Genomic DNA, 24,221 nt, shown 5'->3' on the forward strand with positions numbered 1-24,221 from the left:
CCGCCTGCCCGAGCCTGACGCGCGGCAAGTACGCCTACGACTTCGGCGACACCGGCCACCTGACGCCGCTGACCAAGATGCACACACTGGGCTCAACCTTCACGCCGCCGGGTTTCCATGCCGGCGGCCTGCGCTACCACGGCATGGCGCCCTTGATCAGCCACTGCAAGGAACTCGGCCTGCTGGATGCCGTGGCCTACACCCAGGGCGAGTGCTTTGCCGCCGGCGTGCAGTTCGCGCGTGCCGAGGGCATCGTGCCGGCGCCGGAGGCCAACCACGCGGTCAAGGGCGCCATCGACGAGGCGCTGCGCTGCAAGAAGGAAGGCAAGGCCGAGACCATCTTGTTCAACCTGAGCGGGCACGGGCACTTCGACATGGCGGCCTACCAGGCCTACTTCGCCGGCAAGCTGGTCAACGAGAAGTACGACGAGCGGGAGTTGGCGCAGGCGCTGTCGGGGCTGCCGGCTGTGCCGGCGTAAGCCGGGGGCGGGCAGCCATGACGCACGCCTACATCGTCGGTCACATCACCGTCAAGGACGCCGGGCGCTGGGCCGAGTATGTCGCCAGCGTGCCGGCGACGCTCGCGCCCTGGGGCGCCGAACTGGTGTTCCGGGGCCGGCAGGTCGCCGCCCTGGCCGGCGAGTTGCCGCACCCCGACATCGTCGTTGCACGCTTTCCCAGCATGGCGGCGGTCGACGGCTGGTTTGCCTCGGCGGCGTACCAGGCGCTGATCCCGTTGCGCGAGCAGGCGGCCGAGGTGGTGTTGCTGAGCTACGAAACCTAAACGTCAGGCACGCTCGTCTGCCGCTGCCGGCCGCACGCCCGCGGTCAGCGCCGTCAGTGCCGCCTCGTCCAGCGTTTCCTTGACCAGCAGTTCGCGTGCAGCCCGGTCCAGCACCGCGCGGTGCCGTTCCAGGAGGCGCGTGGCGGCGTCGAAGGCGTTCATCACGATGCCGCGCACGGCGCTGTCGATGTGCTGCTGGGTCTGCGGACTGACGTTGCAGCCGCCCGGCGCGGGGTAGCCGGGCACGTCGAGGAAGCGCGGGCGCTGGGCCTCGAAGGCGACGTAGCCCAGCACCTCGTCCATGCCGTAGCGCGTGACCATGTCGCGCGCGATGTCGGTGGCCTTGGCCAGGTCGTCGGCGGCGCCGGTCGACAGGTGGCCGAACACCAGTTTTTCCGAGGCACGGCCGCCCAGCAGCACCATGATCCTGCGCTCCAGTTCCTCGCGCGTCATCAGGAAGCGGTCCTCGGTCGGGCGCTGCAGGGTGTAGCCCAGGGCGCCGATGCCGCGCGGGATGATCGAGACCTTGTGCACCGGATCGGTACCGGGCAGCGCCAGCGCCACCAGCGCGTGGCCGATCTCGTGGAAGGCGACGATCTCGCGCTCGTGCGGGCTGAGCACGCGGTTGCGCTTCTCCAGCCCGGCGACGATGCGCTCGATGGCGACCGTGAAGTCCTGCAGCGTGACTTCCGTCGCGCCGCGGCGGGTGGCGGCCAGCGCGGCCTCGTTGCACAGGTTGGCCAGATCGGCGCCGGAAAAGCCGGTGGTGAGCGCCGCCACCTGCTCCAGGTCGACGCCCGGCGCCAGCCGGATCTTCTTGACATGCACCTGCAGGATCTGCACCCGCCCGGCCTTGTCGGGCCGGTCGACCAGCACCTGGCGGTCGAAGCGGCCGGCGCGCAGCAGCGCCGGGTCGAGGATCTCGGGGCGGTTGGTGGCGGCCAGCAGCACCACGCCGGAGGAGCTGTCGAAGCCGTCGAGCTCGACCAGCAACTGCTGCAGCGTCTGCTCGCGCTCGTCGTGGCCGCCCACCATGCCGCCGGCACCGCGTGCGCGGCCAAGCGCGTCGAGCTCGTCGATGAAGATGATGGCCGGTGCCTTGGCGCGCGCCTGCTCGAACAGGTCGCGCACGCGCGCGGCGCCGACGCCGACGAACATCTCGACGAACTCGCTGCCGCTGATGCTGAAGAAGGGCACCACCGCCTCGCCGGCCACGGCCTTGGCCAGCAGGGTCTTGCCGGTGCCCGGCGGCCCCACCAGCAGCACGCCCTTGGGCATGCGCGCGCCCAGGCGGCCGTAGCCCTGCGGGTCCTTCAGGAAGGCGATGATCTCCTGCAGCTCGGCCTTGGCCTCGTCGACGCCGGCGACGTCGGCGAAGGTGACGCCGGTGTTCTGCTCGACGTAAACCTTGGCGCGGCTCTTGCCGATGCTCATGAAGCCGCCGATGCCGCCGCCGGCGCGCTCGGCGAAGCGCCGGATGAGGAAGAACCAGAGGCCGAAGAAGATGACCGCTGGCAGGATCCAGGACAGCAGGTCACGCAGCCAGGTGCTTTCGATGGCGCGCGAGTAGGGCACCTTGTACCGGTCCAGCCATTCGGAGGTGGCGACGTCGACCCGGTTGGCGACGATCACCGTCTTGCCGGCGTCGGGGTTCTTCAGCCGGCCGGTGATGGTGGTGTCGCCGATCACCACTTCGGCGACGCGCTGCTCGGCCAGCGCCTGCTCGAACTCGCTGAAGGGCACGGGCTCGATGGTGCGCGCCTGCCACACCGTCTGGAGCACGAACAGGGCCAGCAGGGCGATCAGCCAGTAGCCGACGTTCCACTGCGTCTTCGGATCGGGTTTGCTGGGCATCGGTAGCAACCTCGCGCTTGCTCGCGGGAGCCCGGCGCCGCGTGCGGGTCATTCGGCTGGCGTCGGGCCGGCGGTGTGCGTCAAGTGTAGCCACCGGCCCGGATGCCGGCCGGTGCGTGGATTTCAATCCACGCTGTCGAACACTTCCAGCAGCCGGTCCAGCCCGCCCAGATCGATCGCCACCTTGGCCTGCTCGCGCACGCTGGGCTTGGCGCGGTAGGCGACCGACAAGCCGACCGCATCCATCATCTCCAGGTCGTTGGCGCCATCGCCCATGGCGATCGCCTGGTCCGGGTCGCAGCCGATCAGGCTGCAGGTTCGCAGCACGGTCTGGCGCTTCATGGCGCCGTCGCAGATGTCGCCCCAGCTCTGCGGCAGGATGCGTCCCGTGAGCTGGCCATCGACGATCTCCAGCTTGTTCGAGCGCGCGAAGTCCAGCGCCAGACGATCGCGCAGGCGGTCGGCGAAGTAGGTGAAACCACCCGACACCAGCAGCACCTTCAGGCCCGCCGCCTTGCAGGCCAGCACCAGTTCGGCGGCGCCGGGGTTCAGGCGCAGGCGCGCGCGGTAGACCTGCGCCAGGTGCTCCTCGCGCACGCCTTCGAGCATGGCGACACGGCGGCGCAGGCTTTCCTTGTAGTCGCTGATCTCGCCGCGCATCGCGGCCTCGGTGATGGCGGCCACCTCGGCCCGGCGGCCGGCGGCGTCGGCAATCTCGTCCACGCACTCGATGTTGATCAGCGTGGAATCCATGTCGAACGCGATCAGCTTGAAGTCGCGCAGCGCCAGCGGCGGCGTGATGCCGCGCACGACCAGGCCGGGGCTGAGCTCGCGCGGGCAATCGATGGTTTGTGGGGACGTCATGGGCTTCGATAACGGCCGTCAGGCGCGCGGTCGGCAGCGACGGCGAAGAATGCGATTATCCACGTGACGCCCGCGCCGCACGCGCGTCCGCACAGTGCCCTGGATGCGCCGGGCGCATCCGGTTGACGAGGTGACCGGCGTTCGAGGTGATCAGTCTGCCGCGCCGCGCTGCGCCACGGTCTGCGGCGGGGGCTCGCCGGCAAACGGAAACACGCTGGCGACCGGCTTGGTTTCCGGCAGCACGTAGACCACGCCGGCCGTGCGGCTGAACATCAGGTCGATGTAGCGGTCGTAGAAGCTGGCCGGCACGTTGACGCAACCGAACGAGATGCGGTTGTCGTCCACCGTGGGCGTGAGCAGGCGCTTGGTGCGGAATTCCTTCGGCACATTGCGCACCCGGTGCATCGACAGCGCATTGTCGTAGTCGAGCCAGACGATGTCCTCGCCCTTGTGGTTCTTGCCCGGTTCGGTCAGGTAGCGCCCCGCCGTGGTGACCTTCTCGTGCAGCTTGACCCGGGACAGCGGGCGCGTGCCGATGTCCGCCGGCGCCGTGTCTCCCTTGGCCTGTCCGACCAGCACCGGGGTGTTCGCCACCGCCTGGCCCTGCTTGTCGAACAGCCACAGCGTGGCGGCCTGCTTGTCGATGACGCCGAAGGCGCGCCCGCCGGCGTCGCCGCTGCGCATGACCTGGGCTGCAAACTCGCTCGCCGCCTGGGCGGCAGCCGCGTCCGGTGGTGCGTACGTGCTCGCGCCGCCCGCCGCCACGGCATGCGTGGCGGCCGCCAGCACCAGCGCGCCCAGGCTTCGACGGAAAACGCCAGTCAGTGAAGGCATGGATGGATCAAGGAAGTTTCAGGCTGATGAAGGATTCAGGTTATACCCCCGAAGCCGCGAACAGTTCCATGTGCCGGCGGTGCAAGGCCGAAAAACAGCCTGATTACGCGGCTTGTTTGTGGCACGCATGTGGCTTCTTGGCGCATCCGAGCCGGCACGGTGCACAACGCAAGGGCCTCGCGCTGCAAGGCCCTTGCCGACGGCTGCGGATCAGCCCCTGTCCGGACGAGCCGGGCGCGGCGGCGGTGGGGGCGGCGGAGGCGGCGGCGGTGGCGCAACCACCGGCGGCGGTGCCGGCGGCGGCGGTGCGACCGGCGGAGGCGGCGGAGGCGGCGGAGGCGGCGGTGCGACGTACACCGGCGCCGGTGGCGGCGCGGCCGGCCCGGTCGGGTTGAACTCACCGGCGTCCGGGAAGCCCCGTTCCTTGAACGGCGAATTCGGCCACGAACGGTCGCTGTTCTGCGCGCTCTGGTTGGGATCGTCCTGGGCCATCACCGGGCCGCTCAGGGCGGCCGCGACAGCCAGCAAAGCCACGGTCGTGAGTTTTGTCATCTCGTGCTCCTTGTCAGTTCTGCGGTGGCTGAGCGGCCTGCCGGATGGCATGCATATCACGCAAAGCCTGCCATGAACTCTAGGAGCGACGCTGGCTCGACGGTGTGGAGGGGCATCCAGTCACGTTGTAGGACGCGAGCGCGCTGATCGGCCAGTTCAGGCCAGCACCGGCGCTGGCGCCGTGCCCAGATTGCGCAGCACGTCGCGCACCATCTGCGCGCGGTCCCGGGGCTCGGGCAGCGCCTTCTCGATGCGCAGCTTGTCGTTGCTGGCCAGCTTGATGTGCCGGTTCTTCTGGATCATCTGGATGATGGCCATCGGATCGATCGGCGGGTTCGGCTTGAAGGCGATGTTGATCACGCCCGGCGCCGCATCCACCTTCTGCACGCCGTAGGGCGTGGAGAGCACGCGCAGGCGGTGCACGTCGATCAGCGTCTGCGCCTGAGGGGGGAGCTTGCCGAAGCGGTCGACGATTTCCTCCAGCAGCGCGTCGATCTGCTCGCTGGTCCGGGCGGTGGCGAGCTTCTTGTAGAACGACAGGCGCAGCTGCACGTCGCCGCAGTAGTCGGTCGGCAGCAGGGCGGGGGCGTGCAGGTTGATCTCGGTGACTGCCTGCATGGGGCTCAGCAGGTCGGGCTCCTTGCCGGCCTTCAAGCTGCGCACTGCCTCGGCCAGCATCTCGCTGTAGAGCTGGAAGCCGATCTCCATCATGTTGCCGCTCTGGTTCTCGCCCAGCACCTCGCCGGCACCGCGGATCTCCAGGTCGTGCATGGCCAGGTAGAAGCCGCTGCCGAGTTCCTCCATCTGCTGGATCGCGTCCAGCCGCTGCGCCGCGTGCTTGGTCAGGCTCTGGGTATCCGGCACCATCAGGTAGGCGTAGGCCTGGTGGTGGCTGCGGCCGACACGCCCGCGCAGCTGGTGCAGCTGCGCCAGGCCGAAGCGGTCGGCGCGGCTGATGACGATGGTGTTGGCTGTCGGCACGTCGATGCCGGTCTCGATGATGGTCGAGCACAGCAGCAGGTTGTGGCGCTGGGCGACGAAGTCGCGCATCACGCGCTCGAGCTCGCGCTCGGGCATCTGGCCGTGGGCAATGGCGATGCGCGCCTCGGGCAGGATCTTTTCCAGCGCCTGGCGACGGTTCTCGATCGTCTCGACCTCGTTGTGCAGGAAGTACACTTGCCCGCCGCGCTTCAATTCGCGCAGCACGGCCTCGCGGATCACGCCCGTGCCTTCGCTGCGCACGAAGGTCTTGATCGCCAGGCGGCGCTGCGGTGCAGTGGCGATCACGGAGAGGTCGCGCAGACCTTCCAGCGCCATGCCCATGGTGCGCGGGATCGGCGTGGCAGTCAGCGTGAGCACGTCGACCTCGGCGCGGAACTGCTTCATCTGCTCCTTGTGACGCACGCCGAAGCGGTGCTCCTCGTCGATGATGAGCAGGCCCAGGTTCCTGAACCGGGTCTTCTCGGAGAGCAGCTTGTGCGTGCCGACCACGATGTCGACGCTGCCGTCGGCCAGCCCTTTGAGCGTGGTGTTCACCTCCTTCGCGGAGTTGAACCGGCTCATGCTCGCCACCTTCACCGGCCACTTGGCGAAGCGGTCGGCCAGCGTCTGGTAGTGCTGCTCGGCCAGCAGCGTGGTCGGCGCGAGGAAGGCCACCTGCTTGCCGCCGGTGACGGCGACGAAGGCGGCGCGCAGCGCCACCTCGGTCTTGCCGAAGCCGACGTCGCCGCAGACCAGGCGGTCCATCGGCTGCGGACTGATCATGTCCTGCACCACGGCGTGGATGGCGGCCTTCTGGTCGGCCGTTTCCTCGAAGCCGAAGTCGGCGGCGAAGGCCTCGTAGTCGTGCGGCGAATAGCGGAAGGCGTGGCCTTCGCGGGCGGCGCGGCGGGCGTAGATGTTGAGCAGCTCGGCGGCGGCGTCGCGCACCTGTTCGGCGGCCTTGCGCTTGGCCTTGTCCCACTGGTTGCTGCCGAGCTTGTGCAGCGGCGCCTCCTCGGCGCCGACCCCCGTGTAGCGGCCGATCAGGTGCAGCTGCGACACCGGCACGTACAGCGTGGCGTTGCCGGCGTACTCCAGGTGCAGCATTTCCTGCAGGGCGGGAGTGCCGTCGCTGTTGGTGGCACCCAGGTCCATGTTGACCAGCCCGCGGTAGCGCCCGATGCCGTGCTGCGCATGCACCACCGGATCGCCCAGGTGCAGCTCGCTCAGGTCCTTGATCAGCGCGTCGACGTCGCTGACCTGCTCCTGCTTGCGGCGCTTGCGCGTGGTCGGGCCGGCGGCGAACAGCTCGGTCTCGGTGACGAAGTCGATGCCGCCTTCGAGCCAGGCGAAGCCCTGCACCAGGGCGGCGGTGGCGATGCCGGCTTGCTCGTCCGTGGCCTGCTGGAACTCGGCCAGCGAGTCGAAGGCGGGCGGATTCAGGCCGCTGGCGCGCAGGAAGTCCAGCAGGCTCTCGCGCCGGCCTGCGCTTTCGGCCAGCACCAGCACGCGCTGCGCGGTGCCGGCCATGTGCGCCTGCAAGCGCGCCAGCGGATCGTCGGCGCCGCGCACCACGGTCAGCTCGGGCAGCTGCTGCGCGAAGGCGCTGGCGTCGATGTCATCGATACCGGGGCGCAGCGCCAGCTGCGCATGCGGCTTGGCGGCGAGGTAGAACTCCTCCGCGTTCAGGAACAGCGCCTCGGGTGGCAGCACCGGCCGCTCGGGATCGCCCTGCGCCAGGCGGTAGCGCTCGCGCGTATCCTGCGTGAACTGCTGGAATGCGGCCTCCAGATCACCGTGCAGCACCAGCGTCGCGTCGCTGCCGAGGTAGTCGAACACCGTCACCGTGTCGTCGAAGAACAGCGGCAGGTAGTACTCGATGCCGGCGGTGGCGATCGCCTGCCCCATGTCCTTGTAGACGCGGCTCTTGGTCGGGTCGCCCTCCAGCAGCTCGCGCCAGCGGTGGCGGAACTTGGCGCGCGCCTCGTCGTGGATCGGAAATTCGCGGCCCGGCAGCAGGCGCACCTCGGGCACCGGGTACAGGCTGCGCTGGGAATCGGGGTCGAAGGCGCGGATCGAGTCGATCTCGTCGTCGAACAGGTCAACCCGGAACGGCTGCGGGCTGCCCATCGGGAACAGATCAATCAGGCCGCCACGCACCGCGTACTCGCCGGGGCTGACCACCTGCGTCACGTGCGTGTAGCCGGCCAGGGTGAGCTGCGACTTCAGCGCCGCCTCGTCCAGCTTCTGGCCCTGCTTGAAGTGGAAGGTGGTGCCGGCCATGAACGACGGCGGCGCCAGCCGGTACAGCGCCGTGGTGGCCGGCATCACCACCACGTCGGCCTGCCGCTGGCGGATCGCCCACAGCGTCGCCAGGCGCTCGCTGATCAGGTCCTGGTGCGGGCTGAAGCTGTCGTAGGGCAGGGTTTCCCAGTCGGGGAACAGGGTGGTGCGCAGCTCGGGCGCGAAGAAGGCCAGTTCGTGCAGCAGGCGCAGCGCATCGGTGGGCTCGGCGGTGACGATGGCGGTGAGCCTCTGGCCGGCGGTCTCGCGCCGCGCCAGTTGCGCGAGCAGCAATGCGTCGGCCGAGCCGGGCGGGCGCGGCAGGGCGTGGCGTTTGCCGGGAATGAGCTTGGGCAGATCCATGGAGAAGGTGCGGGGGAAACGACGAAAACCCCCGGCCGGGCTGGACGGGGGTGTGAGCGGAATTTTACGCCGACCAGGTTTCTCGATCGTTTCGGCTTCAGGCCCTTGTTCAACATCGATAGTCAGCTATGGAAATAATAATAAACAGAGGAGTGGTTGCGTGCAGGATCTAGCGCACCGCCCGTCTATAGTTGCAGCACACACTCACAGCAGGAGCCTTCGACATGCCCGATTCCAACGCCGCCATCCCCACCCGTTTCGGCAGTGGCCAGGCGGTCAAGCGGCTCGAGGACGAGGCACTGCTCAAGGGTCAGGGCCGCTACACCGACGACCTGGGCGAGCTCGGCGATGGCGTGCTGGTGTTCGTGCGCTCGCCCCACGCGCACGCCGCCATCCAGGGCGTCGACGCCGAGGCAGCGCGTGCCATGCCCGGCGTGCGCGGCGTCATCACCGGCGCCGATCTGGCAGGTGCCCCGCCGCTGCCCACGGGTTCTCCTGCCTTCAAGCGCGCCGACGGTGGCGACTGCGCCTCGCCGGTGCGCCGTGCGCTGGCGCACGAGGCGGTGCGCTACGTGGGCGAAGCCGTGGCCGCCGTGGTGGCCGACACGCTGCAGCAGGCGAAGGATGCAGCCGAGGCGGTGTTCGTCGATTACGCAGAACTGCCCGCCGTGCCCACGCTGGCTGCCGCGCTGGGTGGCGACGCAAGGGTGATTTCGGGCGCACCTGACAACATCGCCTGCGAAGCGCGCCATGGCGACGCGGCCGCCGCGCAGGCCGCGTTCGCGCAGGCCGCGCACGTGGTCACGCTCGACATTACGCACCAGCGGGTGGCCGCGCTGACACTGGAGCCGCGCACCGTGCGCGCCGCTTGGGACGGCCAGCGCATCGACATGCACATCAGTTCGCAGATGCCCACGGCCGTGCGCACGGCCGTCAGCAATGTGCTGGGACTGGCGGCCGAGTCGGTGCGTGTGCGCGTGGGCGACGTCGGTGGCGGCTTCGGCATGAAGACCGGTTCGTACCCCGAGGATGCGGTGATCGCCTGGGCCGCGCGCGCCACCGGCAGGCCGGTGCGCTGGACCGGCGAGCGCGGCGAGGAATTCGCCAGCACCACGCACGGGCGCGACCTGCAGGCGCACGCCGAACTGGCGCTCGATGCCGACGGCAGGATTCTTGCGTTGCGCGTGCATTCGCACGCCAACGTGGGCGCCTACCCCACGGGCACCGGCGTCGCGATCCAGCTGCTGATCGGCCCCTGGGTGCAGACCAGCGTGTACCACGTGCCGGTGATCGACTTTCACTTCGGCGCCGTGCTGACGAACCAGGCGCCCACCGGTGCCTACCGCGGCGCCGGGCGGCCCGAGGCCATCTTCAACATCGAGCGTCTGATGGACGAGGCCGCGCGGCAGACCGGCATCGACCGCATCGCGCTGCGCCGCCGCAACTTCATCCAGCCCGCGCAGATGCCCTACACCAACCCCATGGGCCAGACCTACGACGTCGGCCGCTTCGAGCACGTGATGGACCAGGCGCTGCCGCTGGCGGACTGGGACGGCTTCGCGGCGCGCGCGGCCGAGTCAAGGGCGCGCGGGCTGTGGCGTGGCCTCGGCATCGCCACCTTCCTCGAATGGACCGGCGGCAACGTGTTCGAGGAGCGCGTGACCGTGGAAATCAAGGCCCCCACGCTCCGCGCTGACGCGTCTGCGCTGCCCCCCGAAGGGGCCCTCGCGGCTAGGGGCGGCCCGTCGCCGCTCGAAGTCGACGGCATCATCGAGGTCTATTCCGCCGTCAACCAGATGGGCCAGGGCATTGCCACCACGCTGGCACAGTTGGTGGTGGATGCCTTCGGCGTGCCGATCGAACAGGTGCGCGTGGTGCTGGGCGACACCGACCGCGGCAACGGTTTCGGCTCGGCGGGATCGCGTTCGCTGTTCACCGGCGGCTCGGCCATGCGCTCGGGCGCCGACCGCACCATCGAGGAGGCCAAACGGCTCGCGGCGCACGAACTGGAGGCAGCGGCGGAAGACATCCGCTACGAGGCCGCGCGCTTCTTCGTCGCCGGCACGGACCATGCCATCGGCCTGTTCGAACTGGCCGGCCGGCAGGCCGGCGGCCACATCCTGGTCGACCACACGCACACCGTGAGCGGTCCGACGTGGCCCAACGGCTGCCACATCAGCGAGATCGAGCTCGACCCGCAGACCGGCGCCATCGCCATCGTGGCCTATGCGTCCGTCAACGACGTCGGCCGCGTGGTCAACCCGATGATCGTGCGCGGCCAGCTCGACGGCGGCGCGGTGCAGGGCATTGGCCAGGCGCTGACCGAGCAGGTCGTGTACGACGCCGACAGCGGCCAGTTGCTGACCGGCAGCCTGATGGATTACGCGGTGCCGCGCGCGCACGATCTCGCGACGATGTTCAAGACCGAAATGGACGAATCCACCCCCTGCACCAACAACCCGCTGGGCGTGAAGGGCGTCGGCGAACTCGGCACCATCGGCGCCACACCGTGCATCGTCAACGCCGTGGCCGATGCGCTGGCGCGCAACAGACGCGCCGACCTGGCGCCACGACTGCAGATGCCGCTGACGCCCGGGCGGATGTGGGCCTTGCTGCAGCAGGTCGGATCCTGACCAACAAGCAAGCTTTCCTGCACGCCCAAATCGCCGTCAGCTATCGAAACTGTAGTTGTCTCGCGCCATCACTACAATGGCGGCGCCCATGCCTGCCGAGTCGTCCCGCTCCCGTTGCTTCGCCCTGCTGCCCTGCGCCGGCACCGGCTCGCGCGCGGGCACGGGGCGACCGAAGCAATACCAGCCGGTCGCCGGACAGCCGATGGTGCTGCACACGCTGGCGGCGTTCGCGGCGGTGCCGCGCGTCGAGCGCGTGCTGGTCGTGGTGGCGCCGGGTGATGCCTTTCTTCAGCCGCAGGGTGCACCCGTGCTGATCGCCGACTGCGGCGGTGCCACGCGCGCCGAGAGCGTGCTCAATGGCCTGCACCGCTTGCTGGCCGAAGGAGCGCGGCCGACCGACTGGGTGCTGGTGCACGATGCCGCCCGTTGCCTGATCGCGCCGGCGCAGATCGACGCGCTCATCGACGCCTGCCTGCCGGACGCCGTGGGTGGCCTGCTGGCGCTGCCCTTGCCCGATACGCTGAAGCAGGCCGACGCCGGGCGCCGCGTGGTCGCCACCATCGACCGCGCCGACAAGTGGCTGGCGCAGACGCCGCAGATGTTCCGCATCGGGGCCTTGCGCGACGCCTACGCGGCGCACGCCGTGAGCGGCTTCGCCGGCATCACCGACGAGGCCAGTGCCATCGAATCGGCTGGTCATGCGCCGCTGCTGGTGCCCGGCAGCGCGCAGAATTTCAAGATCACCTACCCCGAGGATTTCGCCCTGGCCGAGGCCGTGCTGAGGAGCCGCATGCCATGAGCGCTGCCGACGATCAACCTGCCTTGCGCATCGGCGAAGGCTGGGACGTGCACGCGCTGGTGCCGGGGCGGCCGCTGCTGATCGGCGGTGTCCGCATCGCGCACACGCACGGCCTGCTGGGCCATTCCGATGCCGACGTGCTGCTGCACGCCATCACCGACGCGCTGCTGGGCGCGGCCGGGCTGGGTGACATCGGACGGCACTTTCCCGATACCGACGCGCGTTTTCGCGGCGCCGATTCAGCGGCGCTGCTGGCCGAGGCGGCACGGCGCGTGCGCGCGGCCGGCTGGCGGATCGGCAATCTCGACAGCACCGTGGTCGCCCAGGCGCCCAGGCTGGCACCGCACATCGACGCCATGGTCGCGCGCATCGCGCAGGTTCTGGAGCTGGATCCCGGCCAGGTCAACGTGAAGGCCAAGACCGCCGAACGCCTGGGGCCGACCGGGCAGGGCGTCAGCATCGAGGCACGGGCGATCGTGCTGCTGCGCAGCGCCTGAACCGCGACCAACCCCGCTTGCGACCCACGCCGGCTTGACTGACGCGGCGTCAACGCTGATCGCGCCACGGCTTGAGTGCGGCGTCGTCATCGACCGCGGGCGGCGCGCGGTTCAGCGAGACGCTGGCGACCAGGCCGCCTTCCGGATGGTTGGCGAGCGTCAGGCGGCCGCCCATGCTCTGCAGCATCTTGACCACGATCGACAGGCCCAGGCCGGCACCGGTGGCGGCGGTGCGCGCGCTGTCGCCGCGGAAGAACGGGCTCGTCAGCTGCGCCAGTTGATCGCCCGGCACGCCCCGACCGTGATCGCGCAGCGCGAAGCGGACCCGCTGGCCCCTGGCGCTGGCGCCGATGTGCACGCGTGTCACGCCATCGTTCGCCGACTGGCCATAGCGCCGTGCGTTCTCCAGCAGGTTGGCCAGGACGCGCGAGAGCTCGACCTCGTCGGCCATGACGCGCAGCTCGCCGGGGACGTCGATCTCGATCACCATGTCGTCGCGCAGCATGAACGGCGCGGTGCTGGCGTCGATCAGCTCGGCCAGGGGCAGCGCCTCCAGCTTGACCTGGTCGGGCCGGGCGTAGTCGAGGAACTTGTCGATGATGGTGCTGACCTGCTCGATGTCGGTCACCATGTGCTCGCGCGCCTCGCTGTCGGGCACGCTCATCTCGGCTTCCAGTCGCAGCCGTGCCAGCGGTGTGCGCAGATCGTGCGAGATGCCGGCCAGCATCACGGCCCGGTCCTGCTCGATCTTCGACAACTGATCGGCCATGCGGTTGAAGCCGATGTTGACGTCGCGGATCTCGCGCGACTGCACGGTCTCGTCGAGCCGGCTGTGCTCGTAGTTGCCGGCGCGCACCTGGCCGGCGGCCCGCGACAGCTGCTTCAGCGGCTGGTTGATGAAGCGCGCCAACAGGGCCGCGCCGAGCAGCGACACGGCCGCCAGCGCCGCCATCCAGGCCAGCCAGGTGCCGCCGCCCAGCGACGCGCCGACGCGCGAGCGGTCCATCAGCAGCCAGTAGGAGTCGCCCTCGATCGAGAAGCCGACCCACAGGCCGGGCTCGTCGTTGACCCGGCTGGCGACCACGGTACCTGGGCCGAGCCGGGCGATCAGCTCGCTGCTCACGCGGCGTTCGAGGTCGGTCGCGGTGAACAGGTGAAAGCTGTCGCTGGGCTCGCGCGGCAGCACGCGGACCTTTTCCTGCTCCACCAGCGTCTTCATCAGCGAGATGCGGGCAATGGCGTCCGAGTGCACCAGCGCGGCGCGCGAGAGGTTGACCAGCGACGCCACCTGGCGCGCGTTGTCGAGCACGCGTGGCTCGTATTCGAGCGTGCGAAACAGCTGGTAGCCGCCGATGGTGCTGCCCAGCAGCAGCAGGCCAAGCAGGATGAAGGTGCGCCAGAACAGCGTCAGGCCGAGCTTGCGCCGGCGCGGCGGCACGGCACGCCGCGGCGCCGCGCCGGTGCTGTCTGGCGGATCGTCGTCGTCCGGCAGTGGCAGCGCCACGCCGGCAGCGTCGGGATGCGGGGACTGGGCCATCGGCGCGATGCTACGGCACAAGCCGCGTTACCGTGCCATGCAGCGCCGCGCGCCGCGTCCGGCGACGATGGCGGACAGGTGCTTAGCCGATGCCGTCCGGCACGAACACGTAGCCGACGCCCCAGACGGTCTGGATGTAGCGCGGGCTGGCGGCGTCCTGCTCGATCAGCTTGCGCAGGCGCGACACCTGCACGTCGAGGCTGCGGTCGAACGGCTCGAACTCGCGCCCGCGCGCTAGTTGCGCCAGCTTCTCGCGCGACAGCGGCTGGCGCGGGTGGCGCACCAGGGCCTTCAGCATGGCGAACTCGCCGGTGGTCAGCGGCACATCGACGCCGTTCTTGTGCAGCGAGCGCGCCGCCAGGTCGAACACGAAGGGCCCGAAGCTGACCGATTCGTTCTCGGCCGAAGGCGCGCCGGGCGCCTCCTGCGGTGGGCGGCGGCGCAGCACCGCATTGATGCGTGCCAGCAACTCGCGCGGGTTGAACGGCTTGCCGAGGTAGTCGTCGGCGCCAACCTCCAGACCAACGATGCGGTCCACGTCCTCGCCCTTGGCGGTCAGCATGATGATCGGCGTCTTGTCGCCGGCGGCGCGCAGGCGGCGGCACACCGACAGGCCGTCCTCACCGGGCATCATCAGGTCGAGCACGATCAGATCCACCGTCTCGCGCAGCATCACGCGCGACAGCGCCTTGGCGTCCTCGGCGAGAATCACCTCGAAGCTTTCCTGCGCCAGGTAACGGCGCAGCAGATCGCGGATGCGGGCGTCGTCGTCGACGACGACGATCTTGTCCATTCGGTTGGCGACTTGGTTCATTGAGTTCCTGGGTCGAATTTGTAACAGCGGCATTGTGACCGGGTTGCGGGTTTACCCAGGTGCGCTTTTCACAGTGTTACATCTATTGCCCCAGGGTGCTGCATTCAGCAAGACAATCACGCGCCTGCGTGCCATCGTCAGACTTGTCATGAATGCGATGAAGTCGAGATGGCTCCTGCTGTGCGGCACCGGCTTGCTGAGCGCGTCGTGCGGGGCGATGGCCCAGGGCAGCGTTGCAGCAGGTGAGATGTCGGCGCAGGCCGACAAGGTGCTGACCACGCCCGCGATGGCGCGCAGCGCGCTGTGGCAGGCGGTGGATGCGCAATACCGAGGGCAGGGCGCCACCGCCGAGTCAGTGCGGCGGCTGAGCGCCGAGCAGCGCGTGGAACTGCGCGAGCAGGTGCGCCGCGCCGCACACCCGAAAGCCGTGGCGCTGCAGCCGCCGGAACTGCCGGCCCGCTGAACCGGCGCGTCGGGCGCGTCATGCGCCGGCGCACGGCATGGCGCGCACCAGCCGGTGTTGTTGTCCGACAGGCGTGGAGCGCCAGCCGTGTCAGCATACGCGCCATGTTCATACCCATCCTCCGGCACCGATCCGCATGAAAGCACGTCCGTTTCTCATCCACTTGGCTATCCTGGCGCTGGGTCTGGTGGCCGGCGCCGCCGCCCAGACCACCGCACCCGTGCCCAGCATGAATGCCTCGCCCCAGAACGTCATGCACCTGTCCGCCAGCGGCCAGGTCGAAACGCAGCAGGATCTGCTGACGCTGTCGCTCAGCACCTCGCGCGACGGCGCCGATGCGGCAGCCGTGCAGGCCGAGTTGCGCAGGGCGGTCGATCAGGCCCTGGCTGAAGCCCGGAAGTCGGTTCAGCCGGGCCAGATGGACGCGCGCAGCGGCGACTTCAGCGTGCACCCGCGCCACGGCCGCGACGGCAAGATCAACGGCTGGCAGGGCCGCGCCGAGGTGGTGCTGGAAGGGCGCGACTTCGACCGCATCACGCAGACCGCGGCGCGGGTGACGTCGATGACGGTGGGCCACATCGCCTTCGGCCTGAGCCGCGAGCAACGCGCCCGCGTCGAGGCCGAGGCGCAGCTGCAAGCGATCGAGCGCTTCAAGCTCAAGGCCGGCAAGATCGTCAAGGCGTTCGGCTTCGCCGGCTACACGCTGCGCGAGGTCACCGTCAGCGGCGACGGCGTCGGTCCGCAGCCGCGCATGGTCGGCATGGCGAGGGAGATGATGGCCGCCGCCGCGGATGCGCCGATCGCGGTCGAGCCCGGCAAGAGCGTGGTGCAGGTGACCGTGTCGGGTTCGGTGCAGGCGCGCTAGCGCGGGCATGCCGGACGACAGGTTCATTCTTTCTATCTTCTTTCCATTTTGACTATGTGCGCCGGCTGATGAAGCCCGGCGCGCCCGGCCGCGCATCCGCGTCGGCATCAGTGTCGACGCCCGGACCGGCGCTTGTGGCAGGCGTGTTTGAATTAGGATTTGCCCAGGCCGCGCGCGTCGGCCCTGAACCGCATTGCAACCGTCATGACCCTGCCCACGCTCCATCACGTCCATTGTCCCGATGCCGCCGGTGGCCACCGCATGGCCTGGTGGCAATGGGGCGAAGACCAGGCGCCGCACCTGGTCGTCTGTGCGCACGGCCTGTCGCGCCAGGGGCGTGATTTCGACGTGCTGGCACGCGCGCTGCTGGCGCGGGCGCAGCGGCAGGGACACGCCTTGCGCGTGGTTTGCCCCGATGTCGTCGGCCGCGGCGAGAGCGACTGGCTGAAGGACCCGATGGCTTACCAGTTCCCGACCTACGTGGCCGACATGCTGACCATGCTGGCGGCGCTGCAGCAGCAGGCGCCGATCGGCACGCTGGACTGGGTCGGTACCAGCATGGGCGGGCTGATCGGCATCATGCTGGCCGGCGCGCCGGATCTGCCGCTGCCGGCGCCGGTCCACCGCCTGCTGCTGAACGACGTCGGGCCGGCGGTCGAATGGTCGGCGCTCGAGCGCATCGGTGAATACCTGGGCAAGGCCGGCAGGTTCGACAACGTCGAGACCGCTGCGGCAGCGATGCGCGTGATCTCTTCGGGGTTCGGTCCGCACACCGACGAAGAGTGGCTGGCGCTGTCGCGCCCGATGCTGCGGGCCTTGCCCGAGGGCGGTTACCGGCTGCACTACGACCCGGCCATTGCCGTGCCCTATGCCGGCATGACGCGCGAATCCGCGGCCGACAGCGAAGCCGTGCTGTGGCAGCTGTACGACGCCGTGAAGGCCGAGACGCTGGTGCTGCGCGGCGCCGAATCCGATCTGTTGCAGCCGGCCACGGTGCAGGCCATGGCCGGGCGCGGCCCGCACGCGCGCGCGCTGGAATTCGCCGGCGTCGGCCACGCGCCCACGCTGGTGGCCGATGACCAGGTGCGGGCGGTGCTGGAGTTCCTGCTGCCGGTCGCAGCCGCCGCCCGATGAAGACACTGACGGCTCCCCGGCGCTTGGCCAGTCGGCAGGTGGCCGACGTGGTCGCCGCCACCAACCAGGGTCACGCCGAGGTCGCCGGTCTGCGCGCCCGCGCGCGCGCCTTCGCCGAACCGCTGTTGACCAGCGAGACCACCTCGTCGGGCGAGAACGTGCTGGCGCATGCCGATGCGGTGGCCGACATCCTGGCCGGCATCGGCGGTGACGAATCGCTGCAGGCGGCGGTCTACCTGAGCTACGCCAGCGTGCAGCTCAACCGGCCGGAAGAAGTGATCGGCAAGGCCTTCGACGAGAGCTTCGCGCGGCTGGCGATCGAGACTTCCAAGCTCGAGCACGTGCAGCAGCGCTCACGCGCCGGGCGGCAGGGGCGCGCAGCCGATGCCGACGATGCCGGGCAGCAGACCGAGTTCGTGCGCAAGATGCTGCTGGCCTTCAGCCGTGACCTGCGCGTGGTGCTGCTGCGCTTGGCCTCGCGCCTGCAGACCTTGCGCTATTGCGCGGCGGCGCGCAAACCGCCGGCGCCCAGCCTGCTGCGCGAAACGCACGAGGTGTTCGCGCCGCTGGCCAATCGCCTCGGCATCTGGCAGATCAAGTGGGAGATGGAGGACCTGGTCTTCCGCTTCCAGGAGCCTGACACCTACAAGCACATCGCCACGCTGCTCGCGCACAAGCGCGCCGAGCGCGAAGCCGCGCTGGAGCGGCAGCGTGCCGAGATCGAGGCGGCGCTGCGCGCGCACGGCATCCAGGCCAGCGTCAGCGGCCGGCCCAAGCACATCAGTTCCATCGTGCGCAAGATGCGCGGCAAGGGGCTGGATTTCGACCAGGTGTTCGACGTGCGCGCGCTGCGCGTGCTGGTGCCCACGGTAGACGACTGCTACAACACGCTGAGCTGGGTGCACGAGCGCTTCGCCGCCGTGCCGGACGAATTCGACGACTACATCGCCAAGCCGAAGATCAACGGCTACCAGTCGCTGCACACCGTGGTGCGCGACAGCGACGGCAAGGCCTGGGAGATCCAGATCCGCACGCCCGAGATGCACCAGCATGCCGAGCATGGCGTGGCGGCGCACTGGGCCTACAAGGAGGCTGGCACCAAGGGCTATGCCGGCGTCAGCGCCAGCAACGACTACGACACCAAGATCGCCGTGCTGCGCCAGCTGCTGGCCTGGGAGCGCGACCTGTCCGGCAGCGCGGCGGACTACGGCCTGTTCGACGACCGCATCTACGTGCTGACGCCCGATGCCGCCATCGTCGAACTGCCGGCCGGCGCCACGCCGGTGGACTTCGCCTACACCGTGCACACCGAGCTGGGCCACCGCTGCCGAGGTGCGCGCATCGATGGCGCCATGGTGCCGCTGCACACGCCGCTCAAGAACGGCCAGACGGTGGAGATCGTCGCCGCCAAGGAGGGCGGCCCCTCGCGCGACTGGCTGAACGCCGAGCTGGGTTACCTCGCATCGTCGCGCGCCAAGGCCAAGGTGCGGGCCTGGTTCAATGCGCAGCACACGCGCGAGACCGTCGCGCGCGGCCGCGAGATGGTCGAGAAGCTGCTGCAGCGTGAAGGGCGCACGGCGCTGGCGCTCGATACCCTGGCCGGCAACCTCGGCTTCAAGAGCGCCGACGCGCTGTTCGAGACCGTCGGCAAGGACGAGTTGTCGCTGCGCAGCATTGAGGCCGTGCTGCAGCCGCCGGAGCCGCTGCCCACCGCCGACGAGCAGGTGCTGCTGCGCAAGCCGCGCCGCGAGGGCGACACGCGCGGCGGCGTGCTGGTGGTCGGCATGGATTCGCTGCTGACGCAGCCCGCGCGCTGCTGCAAGCCGGCGCCGCCGGACGAGATCGCCGGCTACGTCACGCGCGGGCGTGGCGTCAGCGTGCACCGGCGCGACTGCGCATCGTTCCGCGACCTGCAGGCGCGCGAGCCCGAGCGTGTGATCGAAGTCGACTGGGGTACGCCGGCCACCGGCAGCGCGCCGGCCTATCCGGTCGACGTCGCGATCGAGGCGGTCGACCGCCAGGGCCTGCTGCGCGACATCTCGGAGGTGTTCGCGCGTGAGAAGATGAACGTCATCGGCGTACAGACGCAGTCGGTCAAGGGCTGGGCTTGGATGACCTTCACGCTCGAGCTCAGCGATACCCGCAGGCTGGCGCAGGTGCTGCGCCAGGTGCTGGATGTCACCGGTGTCCGCTCGGCCAAGCGGCGCTGAACGTGTGGCGGATTCGTGGCCACAATCGGCTATACTCTCGGGCTCGAATCTTCGTGCAGGCGCGTAGCTCAGCTGGTTAGAGCACCACCTTGACATGGTGGGGGTCGTTGGTTCGAGTCCAATCGCGCCTACCATATAAATCAAGCACTTGCGGGAAACCGCAGGTGCTTTTTTCTTGCCTGCGCGGCACAAGTACGGCAGAAGACCCGGGAAGAGTTCCCGTTGCGCGACGTGGATCGGCCCCGTGTCCGGATGCGCGCGAATGGCGGCGAGCGATAGGCGCCGTCGACGCACGAGACAATGGCATTCCTGCCCTTGGTCGCGCCATGTCCATCACACCGCCTGTGCCACACGCCCGATACCCACTTGCCATCGTCGGCGCCGGTGCACTGGGCCTGCACTTTGCCGCCAGGCTGGCGGCGCGGGGGCCGGTGGCCGTGCTGGCGCGCGATGCCGCCACCGCTGCGCGGCTGCGCGCCGGCGTGCGGGTAGGTGATGCGCGGTTCCATGTCGATGCCCTGGCGCTCGATGAGCTGCCCGCCGAGCCGCCTGCAGCCGACTGGGTCATCGTGCTGGTCAAGGCGGCCGACACCGAAGCGGCTGCGCGCGCCGCCCTGCGCCTCCGGCCGCGCGGTGTGCTCTCGCTGCAGAACGGCCTGCTGGAAGACCGGCTGCGCGTCGTCTGCGGCGCCGTGCCCTGCGGCCAAGGCCTGACCACCGCCGGTGCCTGGCGTGATGCCAGCGGCGTGACCCCGGTCTCGACCGGCGAGACCCTGCTGCCACCGGGCTTCGAAGCCGTTGCCACCCTGCTCGACGCCGCCGGCTTGCCGGCCCGCGTCACGCCGGACATCGCTGCAGCGCGGCTGGCCAAGCTGCTCGCCAACGTCGCCATCAACCCGCTCGCCGCGATCTTTCGCGTGCGCAATGGCGAACTGCTCGCGCCGCCCTATCGCGCCTGGCTCGATGCGCTGGTGCGCGAAGCCTGGCCGGTGCTGCGCGCCGAAGGCCTGGCACTCGATGAAGCGGCCGCGCACGCCCACGTGCAGGCGGTGGCCCGCGCCACCGCCGCCAACCGCGCCAGCATGCTGCAAGACGTGGAAGCCGGCCGGCGCACCGAGATCGACGCGATCACCGGTGCGCTGCTGGTCCTTGCTGCCCGCCACGTGCAACCGGTGCCTACCCATGCCGCGGTACAGCAGATGGTGCGGGTGCTGGATGAGGCGCGGGCGGCAAGCCGACGGACCGGCGATGGTGGCGCGGGGTAGCGCCTGTCGTGCGTCATCGTGCCGCAGCAGATCGCGCTGCGCAGCTCTTGCGTTCATGATTCCGAGGCCGTCAAGGTGCCAGCGCACCGCGTTGCCGAATGCGTGTCTTCACCTCACTGCCGATGGTTTGCGTCTGGACGATCTTCGGACCCGGCCGTGGCTTCGCCAGCTGTCCGGCCAGCGTCGCGGCCATCAGGCAGAATCCGGCGAGTCGATAGGCTGCACCCTCATGTCCTATATCAAGCACCTGGACATCCGAACCGGAAGCGTCCGCCACAACGAGCGCGGTGACGTGCCGGACGGCGTCGATGCCGCACTGATGCCGTGGCTCGACGGCGCGCTCCGTTCCGGCGCGGTGGAGCCTCTGCCCAAGCCGTTCTCGCCCTACGGCGCCCGCTGCCTGGTGCAGGGCGGGGCACTGATGGCCTCGGTGTACACGCCGGCGATCGGTGCCAGCCCGCAGTTGCTGCTGATGAGCCTGGGTGTCGCCAGGGATGCGGAGCAGGGCGCCGCGCTGTGGCCGGTGTTGCTGCGGGGCGTCAACCACGATGCGCAGCTGCGGCCGCCCGCCGCGCCATGGTGCATTGCGCATCTGCACCCGGCCCACGCCCGTCTGGAAGACTCGGCGTGGCTGGTCGATCTCGAGCGGAGCCTGGCCTGGGCGTGGATCGCGCGCAATCCATGACCGGCTCGCGCGTGCCGGATGCTGGTCTGGCGCGTCGATTCAGGTTCGACGAGCGATCCAGCGCATGCTTGTGGTGATTTGGCGTCTGGATCGGCGCATGATGTGGTCCCTGACTGTTGTGCCGTCGCGGTCAATATGGTATTATCGTACCGAATAGCTTCAATTAACTGGATGGCTGTGGATGCCGGCTTTGCCCTACATTTCCTGATTCAGTAACCTTGGCGCAGTGCAGACGATGACTCCTCGATCACCCCGGTGCCCACACGTGCCAGCCGGCCGGCGCTGGAGCGCGCCATGAGCGCCGGCAGTTCCTTCCTGTATCAGCCGGTGGTGGTCGCCCGCCCGGTGCGCGTCGAGCGCATTCCCGACGGCACCCCGGTGGACCTGCAGCCGGGCACCACGGCGCAGGTGGCGCAGGCACTGGGGTCGAACTACTCGCTGCTGGTGCAGGGCCAACTGATGCGGCTGGCCGGCAAGGATGCGTCGGCGGTCGGCCTGCCGGAGCCGGAGGGCGCCGACATACCGGACGACGCCGCGCCGGAGGATGTGCCCAGGCTGGCGTGGGAGGTGCTGCGCACCTGCTACGACCCGGAGATTCCGGTCAACGTGGTCGAGCTCGGCCTGGTCTACCGCTGCGACGTGATGCCGCTGGAAGGCACCAAGGGCCTGCAGCGCATCGAGGTCGACATGACGCTGACGGCGCCGGGTTGCGGCATGGGCGACGTGATCGCGAACGATGCGCGCGACAAGCTGATGGGCCTGCCGCACGTCGGCGAGGTCGACGTACAGATCGTCTTCGATCCGCCCTGGGACCGTTCGCGCGTGTCCGAGGCGGCGATGCTGACGCTCGGGCTCTGAACCCGACCCGCCCGCACAGCGGGCTCCGCGTCGACCAGTCCGGTCTTTTCTCCTCCGAACCCTGGAGCCTCCATGCCCTGCTATGAACTCGACGGCCTGGTGCCGGTGATCGACCCGACCGCCTTCGTCCATCCCGATGCGATCCTGATCGGTGACGTCATCATCGGACCGGGCTGCTACGTCGGCCCGGCGGCCAGCCTGCGCGGCGACCTGGGTCGCATCATCTTGGAGCGTGGCGCCAACGTGCAGGACGCCTGCGTGCTGCACAGCTTTCCGGACCGCGACATGCTGGTGGAGGAAAACGGCCACATCGGCCACGCTGCGGTGCTGCATTGCTGCACGGTGCGCCGCGACGCGCTGGTGGGCATTCAGGCTGTGTTGATGGATGCGGTGGTGGTGGGCGAGCAGGCCATCGTCGGCGCCTGCTCATTCGTGCCCGAGGGGGTCGAGCTGCCGCCGCGCACGCTCAGCGTCGGCTCGCCGGCGCGCGTGCTGCGCGAACTGACCGAGGTGCAGCTGACCGCCAAGCGCGCCGGCACCGAGGTCTATCACCGCCTGGCCGAGCGCTGCCTGCAGAGCTTCAGGTCGGTCACGCCGCTGAGCGCACCGGAGCCGGGTCGGCCGCGCCTGGATCTGCCCTACGTGTCGGCACTGGGCCGGCGCTAGCGCGCCGCATCCGGAACAGCGTTCAGGAATAGAAACACCGTTCGGGCCGGGCCGGTCGAAGTCCTGCGTACAGTCTGCACTTCGACAAAGCCTGTCGTGAGCTTGTCGAACGGCTCAGGGCGGACGGGTTTCCAGGCCGTCGAAAGCCAACCGGTATCAATCGGCGCTGGTGCCGGTGCTGCGCAGTCGCTGCAACTCGGCCAACTCGACCACCGGGGCGGGCCGGCGATCGGCCAGCTTGACCACCGGGGCCGTGCCCTGCTGGCGCGCGATCATGCGCAGCATGGTTGCCACCGTGATCGAGCTGAAGGTGGCCACGCTGTTGGCGTCGGTCTCGCTCAGCACCGCGTGCAGCGCCAGTTCCACCGGGCTGGCGTCTGGCGCCGGCTGGTGCCGGCGCGTCGGCGCCATGTCCTCGAACAGCTCGATGATGTCCATCAGCGTCACGCGCGAGGCGTTGGCGATGAAGCGGTAGCCACCACCGGCGCCGCGTACCGACTCGACCAGGCCCATGCGCACCAGTTCGGCCAGTACCTTGGCAAGGTGGTGCGACGAGACCTTGTACTTCTCGGCGATCTCGCCGGCCGCCAGGTGGCGCTGTGGCTGGCCGGCGATCTCGAGCACGCTCGACAGCGCCAGCATGGTGTTCTTCTGCAGTTTCATGGTGCGCGCTTCCTCAGTTGTCGATTTCCATCTCGAGTGACAGCAGCGGCCCGGCCACCATGCCCTGGCTGCGGAAGAACGACAGGATCAGCGTGTTCTCGCGCTCGAGCACGGTGCGGATGGTGTGCACGCCGGCACGCCGGAACTGCGCCGCGATGGCGTCGAGCAGCAGCACGCCGACGCCGCGCTGGCGCACCGCCGGATCGACCTCGATGGCGAAGATCCAGCCGCAGGGCGGCGAGCCAAACTCCCAGTCGCGTACCTCGCCGATGATCAGGCCGATCACCGTGCCTTCGGCGACGGCGACCAGGAAGCGCGAGTCGCGGTGCTCGCCGCTGCCATAGCGCCGGAACACCTGCAGCCAGTAGGCGCGGCGCTCCTCGCCGACGATGGCGGCGTCGATCGCCACGATCTCCTTCAGGTCGGCACGGCGCGCGGCGCGCACCTCCACCGGATGGGTTTGCGGCGTGCTCTGCGGGCGACCGCGACGTGCCGCCGCCTTGGCGGGCCGGGGCGTTTCGGACAGCGAAGTGGTGCGGGAATTCATGCGGATGATCGGGCTGCAGACTTAATTCGGTATTTTAGTACCAAATATAGCAGAACACAGCATGCGAGCA

The 24,221-nt window shown here is 69.5% G+C and carries 21 protein-coding genes, 1 tRNA gene and 1 pseudogene; 15 read left to right on the forward strand and 8 right to left on the reverse strand.

Features of this window, described 5'->3' with window-relative positions; genetic code table 11:
• Together PK606_RS04385 and PK606_RS04390 are read left to right on the forward strand one after the other, a co-directional pair.
• Positions 1-479: pseudogene (locus PK606_RS04385) on the forward strand (TrpB-like pyridoxal phosphate-dependent enzyme); the annotation flags it as partial.
• A 17-nt stretch (positions 480-496) separates the two neighbouring features.
• Positions 497-784, forward strand: a complete 288-nt coding sequence (locus PK606_RS04390) for a DUF1330 domain-containing protein (protein WP_324561107.1) — start codon at positions 497-499, stop codon at positions 782-784.
• A 3-nt stretch (positions 785-787) separates the two neighbouring features.
• On the opposite strand, the gene ftsH is transcribed toward PK606_RS04390, so the two are convergent.
• The 3 genes from ftsH to PK606_RS04405 all read right to left on the reverse strand — a co-directional run bounded on the left by ftsH (position 788) and on the right by PK606_RS04405 (position 4,336).
• Positions 788-2,638, reverse strand: a complete 1,851-nt coding sequence (gene ftsH / locus PK606_RS04395) for an ATP-dependent zinc metalloprotease FtsH (protein ID WP_324561109.1) — start codon at positions 2,636-2,638, stop codon at positions 788-790.
• A gap of 123 nt (positions 2,639-2,761) precedes the next feature.
• Complete coding sequence (gene serB / locus PK606_RS04400; protein ID WP_324561111.1) at positions 2,762-3,502, reverse strand: phosphoserine phosphatase SerB; 741 nt, start codon at positions 3,500-3,502, stop codon at positions 2,762-2,764.
• A gap of 150 nt (positions 3,503-3,652) precedes the next feature.
• Positions 3,653-4,336: a L,D-transpeptidase gene (locus PK606_RS04405; RefSeq protein ID WP_324561113.1), complete on the reverse strand. Its 684-nt coding sequence runs from the start codon at positions 4,334-4,336 to the stop codon at positions 3,653-3,655.
• A 424-nt stretch (positions 4,337-4,760) separates the two neighbouring features.
• Between PK606_RS04405 and PK606_RS04410 the strand changes: the two genes are divergently transcribed.
• A complete protein-coding gene (locus tag PK606_RS04410) occupies positions 4,761-4,964 on the forward strand; it encodes a hypothetical protein (RefSeq protein ID WP_324561115.1) in 204 nt (67 codons plus the stop codon).
• Positions 4,965-5,044: 80 nt separating this feature from the next.
• Here the strand turns inward: PK606_RS04410 and mfd are convergent, their stop codons facing one another.
• On the reverse strand, positions 5,045-8,515 hold the full coding sequence (gene mfd, locus PK606_RS04415; protein WP_324561117.1) for a transcription-repair coupling factor: 3,471 nt from the start codon (positions 8,513-8,515) through the stop codon (positions 5,045-5,047).
• Between the two features lie 224 nt (positions 8,516-8,739).
• Here mfd and PK606_RS04420 point away from each other — a divergent pair, with 224 nt between their 5' ends.
• The 3 genes from PK606_RS04420 (at position 8,740) to ispF (ending at position 12,444) form a co-directional block, all read left to right on the forward strand.
• Positions 8,740-11,148, forward strand: coding sequence for a xanthine dehydrogenase family protein molybdopterin-binding subunit (locus tag PK606_RS04420; RefSeq protein WP_324561119.1), 2,409 nt, complete (start codon positions 8,740-8,742; stop codon positions 11,146-11,148).
• Positions 11,149-11,236: 88 nt separating this feature from the next.
• The gene (gene ispD, locus PK606_RS04425; protein ID WP_324561121.1) at positions 11,237-11,947 is read left to right on the forward strand and encodes a 2-C-methyl-D-erythritol 4-phosphate cytidylyltransferase; all 711 of its coding nucleotides are present in this window, start codon (positions 11,237-11,239) and stop codon (positions 11,945-11,947) included.
• Positions 11,944-12,444 carry a 2-C-methyl-D-erythritol 2,4-cyclodiphosphate synthase gene (ispF, locus tag PK606_RS04430; RefSeq protein WP_324561123.1) on the forward strand — a complete coding sequence of 167 codons (501 nt, stop codon included), beginning with the start codon at positions 11,944-11,946 and terminating at the stop codon, positions 12,442-12,444. Before ispD ends, ispF begins: the two co-directional genes overlap by 4 nt.
• Positions 12,445-12,493: 49 nt before the next feature.
• Here ispF and PK606_RS04435 read toward each other — a convergent pair whose 3' ends face one another.
• Together PK606_RS04435 and ompR are read right to left on the reverse strand one after the other, a co-directional pair.
• Positions 12,494-13,981, reverse strand: a complete 1,488-nt coding sequence (locus PK606_RS04435) for a sensor histidine kinase family protein (RefSeq protein WP_324561125.1) — start codon at positions 13,979-13,981, stop codon at positions 12,494-12,496.
• A gap of 82 nt (positions 13,982-14,063) precedes the next feature.
• On the reverse strand, positions 14,064-14,795 hold the full coding sequence (gene ompR, locus PK606_RS04440; protein WP_324561127.1) for an osmolarity response regulator transcription factor OmpR: 732 nt from the start codon (positions 14,793-14,795) through the stop codon (positions 14,064-14,066).
• Positions 14,796-14,952: 157 nt separating this feature from the next.
• Here ompR and PK606_RS04445 point away from each other — a divergent pair, with 157 nt between their 5' ends.
• From PK606_RS04445 to PK606_RS04485, 9 genes are all read left to right on the forward strand, one after another.
• Positions 14,953-15,258: a hypothetical protein gene (locus PK606_RS04445; RefSeq protein ID WP_324561129.1), complete on the forward strand. Its 306-nt coding sequence runs from the start codon at positions 14,953-14,955 to the stop codon at positions 15,256-15,258.
• Positions 15,259-15,394: 136 nt separating this feature from the next.
• Positions 15,395-16,123, forward strand: coding sequence for an SIMPL domain-containing protein (locus PK606_RS04450; protein WP_324561131.1), 729 nt, complete (start codon positions 15,395-15,397; stop codon positions 16,121-16,123).
• A gap of 204 nt (positions 16,124-16,327) precedes the next feature.
• Positions 16,328-17,257, forward strand: a complete 930-nt coding sequence (locus PK606_RS04455; protein ID WP_324561133.1) for an alpha/beta fold hydrolase — start codon at positions 16,328-16,330, stop codon at positions 17,255-17,257.
• Positions 17,254-19,467: a RelA/SpoT family protein gene (locus tag PK606_RS04460; protein WP_324561135.1), complete on the forward strand. Its 2,214-nt coding sequence runs from the start codon at positions 17,254-17,256 to the stop codon at positions 19,465-19,467. Before PK606_RS04455 ends, PK606_RS04460 begins: the two co-directional genes overlap by 4 nt.
• Positions 19,468-19,524: 57 nt before the next feature.
• Positions 19,525-19,601: transfer RNA gene (locus PK606_RS04465), tRNA-Val, on the forward strand.
• Between the two features lie 210 nt (positions 19,602-19,811).
• The gene (locus PK606_RS04470) at positions 19,812-20,732 is read left to right on the forward strand and encodes a ketopantoate reductase family protein (RefSeq protein WP_324561137.1); all 921 of its coding nucleotides are present in this window, start codon (positions 19,812-19,814) and stop codon (positions 20,730-20,732) included.
• Positions 20,733-20,859: 127 nt separating this feature from the next.
• Positions 20,860-21,417 carry a hypothetical protein gene (locus PK606_RS04475; protein WP_324561139.1) on the forward strand — a complete coding sequence of 186 codons (558 nt, stop codon included), beginning with the start codon at positions 20,860-20,862 and terminating at the stop codon, positions 21,415-21,417.
• Positions 21,418-21,711: 294 nt separating this feature from the next.
• Entirely contained in the window at positions 21,712-22,275 is a 564-nt protein-coding gene (sufT, locus tag PK606_RS04480; protein ID WP_324561304.1) for a putative Fe-S cluster assembly protein SufT, read from the forward strand.
• Between the two features lie 72 nt (positions 22,276-22,347).
• Positions 22,348-22,941 carry a phenylacetic acid degradation protein PaaY gene (locus PK606_RS04485; protein ID WP_324561141.1) on the forward strand — a complete coding sequence of 198 codons (594 nt, stop codon included), beginning with the start codon at positions 22,348-22,350 and terminating at the stop codon, positions 22,939-22,941.
• A 156-nt stretch (positions 22,942-23,097) separates the two neighbouring features.
• Here the strand turns inward: PK606_RS04485 and PK606_RS04490 are convergent, their stop codons facing one another.
• A complete protein-coding gene (locus tag PK606_RS04490) occupies positions 23,098-23,604 on the reverse strand; it encodes an Rrf2 family transcriptional regulator (RefSeq protein WP_324561143.1) in 507 nt (168 codons plus the stop codon).
• Positions 23,605-23,617: 13 nt separating this feature from the next.
• Positions 23,618-24,151: a GNAT family N-acetyltransferase gene (locus PK606_RS04495; RefSeq protein ID WP_324561145.1), complete on the reverse strand. Its 534-nt coding sequence runs from the start codon at positions 24,149-24,151 to the stop codon at positions 23,618-23,620.
• Positions 24,152-24,221 lie beyond the last annotated feature (70 nt).

This window comes from Ottowia sp. (assembly GCF_035444425.1).
GTDB lineage: Bacteria > Pseudomonadota > Gammaproteobacteria > Burkholderiales > Burkholderiaceae_C > Ottowia.

What these genes read in the sequence shown, in the direction of transcription:
- PK606_RS04390 (WP_324561107.1), top strand. Translation starts at nt 497, where the DNA reads ATGACGCACGCCTACATCGTCGGTCACATCACCGTCAAGGACGCCGGG.
- ftsH (WP_324561109.1), bottom strand. Translation starts at nt 2,638, where the DNA reads ATGCCCAGCAAACCCGATCCGAAGACGCAGTGGAACGTCGGCTACTGG.
- serB (WP_324561111.1), bottom strand. Translation starts at nt 3,502, where the DNA reads ATGACGTCCCCACAAACCATCGATTGCCCGCGCGAGCTCAGCCCCGGC.
- PK606_RS04405 (WP_324561113.1), bottom strand. Translation starts at nt 4,336, where the DNA reads ATGCCTTCACTGACTGGCGTTTTCCGTCGAAGCCTGGGCGCGCTGGTG.
- mfd (WP_324561117.1), bottom strand. Translation starts at nt 8,515, where the DNA reads ATGGATCTGCCCAAGCTCATTCCCGGCAAACGCCACGCCCTGCCGCGC.
- PK606_RS04420 (WP_324561119.1), top strand. Translation starts at nt 8,740, where the DNA reads ATGCCCGATTCCAACGCCGCCATCCCCACCCGTTTCGGCAGTGGCCAG.
- ispD (WP_324561121.1), top strand. Translation starts at nt 11,237, where the DNA reads ATGCCTGCCGAGTCGTCCCGCTCCCGTTGCTTCGCCCTGCTGCCCTGC.
- ispF (WP_324561123.1), top strand. Translation starts at nt 11,944, where the DNA reads ATGAGCGCTGCCGACGATCAACCTGCCTTGCGCATCGGCGAAGGCTGG.
- PK606_RS04435 (WP_324561125.1), bottom strand. Translation starts at nt 13,981, where the DNA reads ATGGCCCAGTCCCCGCATCCCGACGCTGCCGGCGTGGCGCTGCCACTG.
- ompR (WP_324561127.1), bottom strand. Translation starts at nt 14,795, where the DNA reads ATGAACCAAGTCGCCAACCGAATGGACAAGATCGTCGTCGTCGACGAC.
- PK606_RS04445 (WP_324561129.1), top strand. Translation starts at nt 14,953, where the DNA reads ATGAAGTCGAGATGGCTCCTGCTGTGCGGCACCGGCTTGCTGAGCGCG.
- PK606_RS04450 (WP_324561131.1), top strand. Translation starts at nt 15,395, where the DNA reads ATGAAAGCACGTCCGTTTCTCATCCACTTGGCTATCCTGGCGCTGGGT.
- PK606_RS04455 (WP_324561133.1), top strand. Translation starts at nt 16,328, where the DNA reads ATGACCCTGCCCACGCTCCATCACGTCCATTGTCCCGATGCCGCCGGT.
- PK606_RS04460 (WP_324561135.1), top strand. Translation starts at nt 17,254, where the DNA reads ATGAAGACACTGACGGCTCCCCGGCGCTTGGCCAGTCGGCAGGTGGCC.
- sufT (WP_324561304.1), top strand. Translation starts at nt 21,712, where the DNA reads ATGAGCGCCGGCAGTTCCTTCCTGTATCAGCCGGTGGTGGTCGCCCGC.
- PK606_RS04485 (WP_324561141.1), top strand. Translation starts at nt 22,348, where the DNA reads ATGCCCTGCTATGAACTCGACGGCCTGGTGCCGGTGATCGACCCGACC.
- PK606_RS04490 (WP_324561143.1), bottom strand. Translation starts at nt 23,604, where the DNA reads ATGAAACTGCAGAAGAACACCATGCTGGCGCTGTCGAGCGTGCTCGAG.
- PK606_RS04495 (WP_324561145.1), bottom strand. Translation starts at nt 24,151, where the DNA reads ATGAATTCCCGCACCACTTCGCTGTCCGAAACGCCCCGGCCCGCCAAG.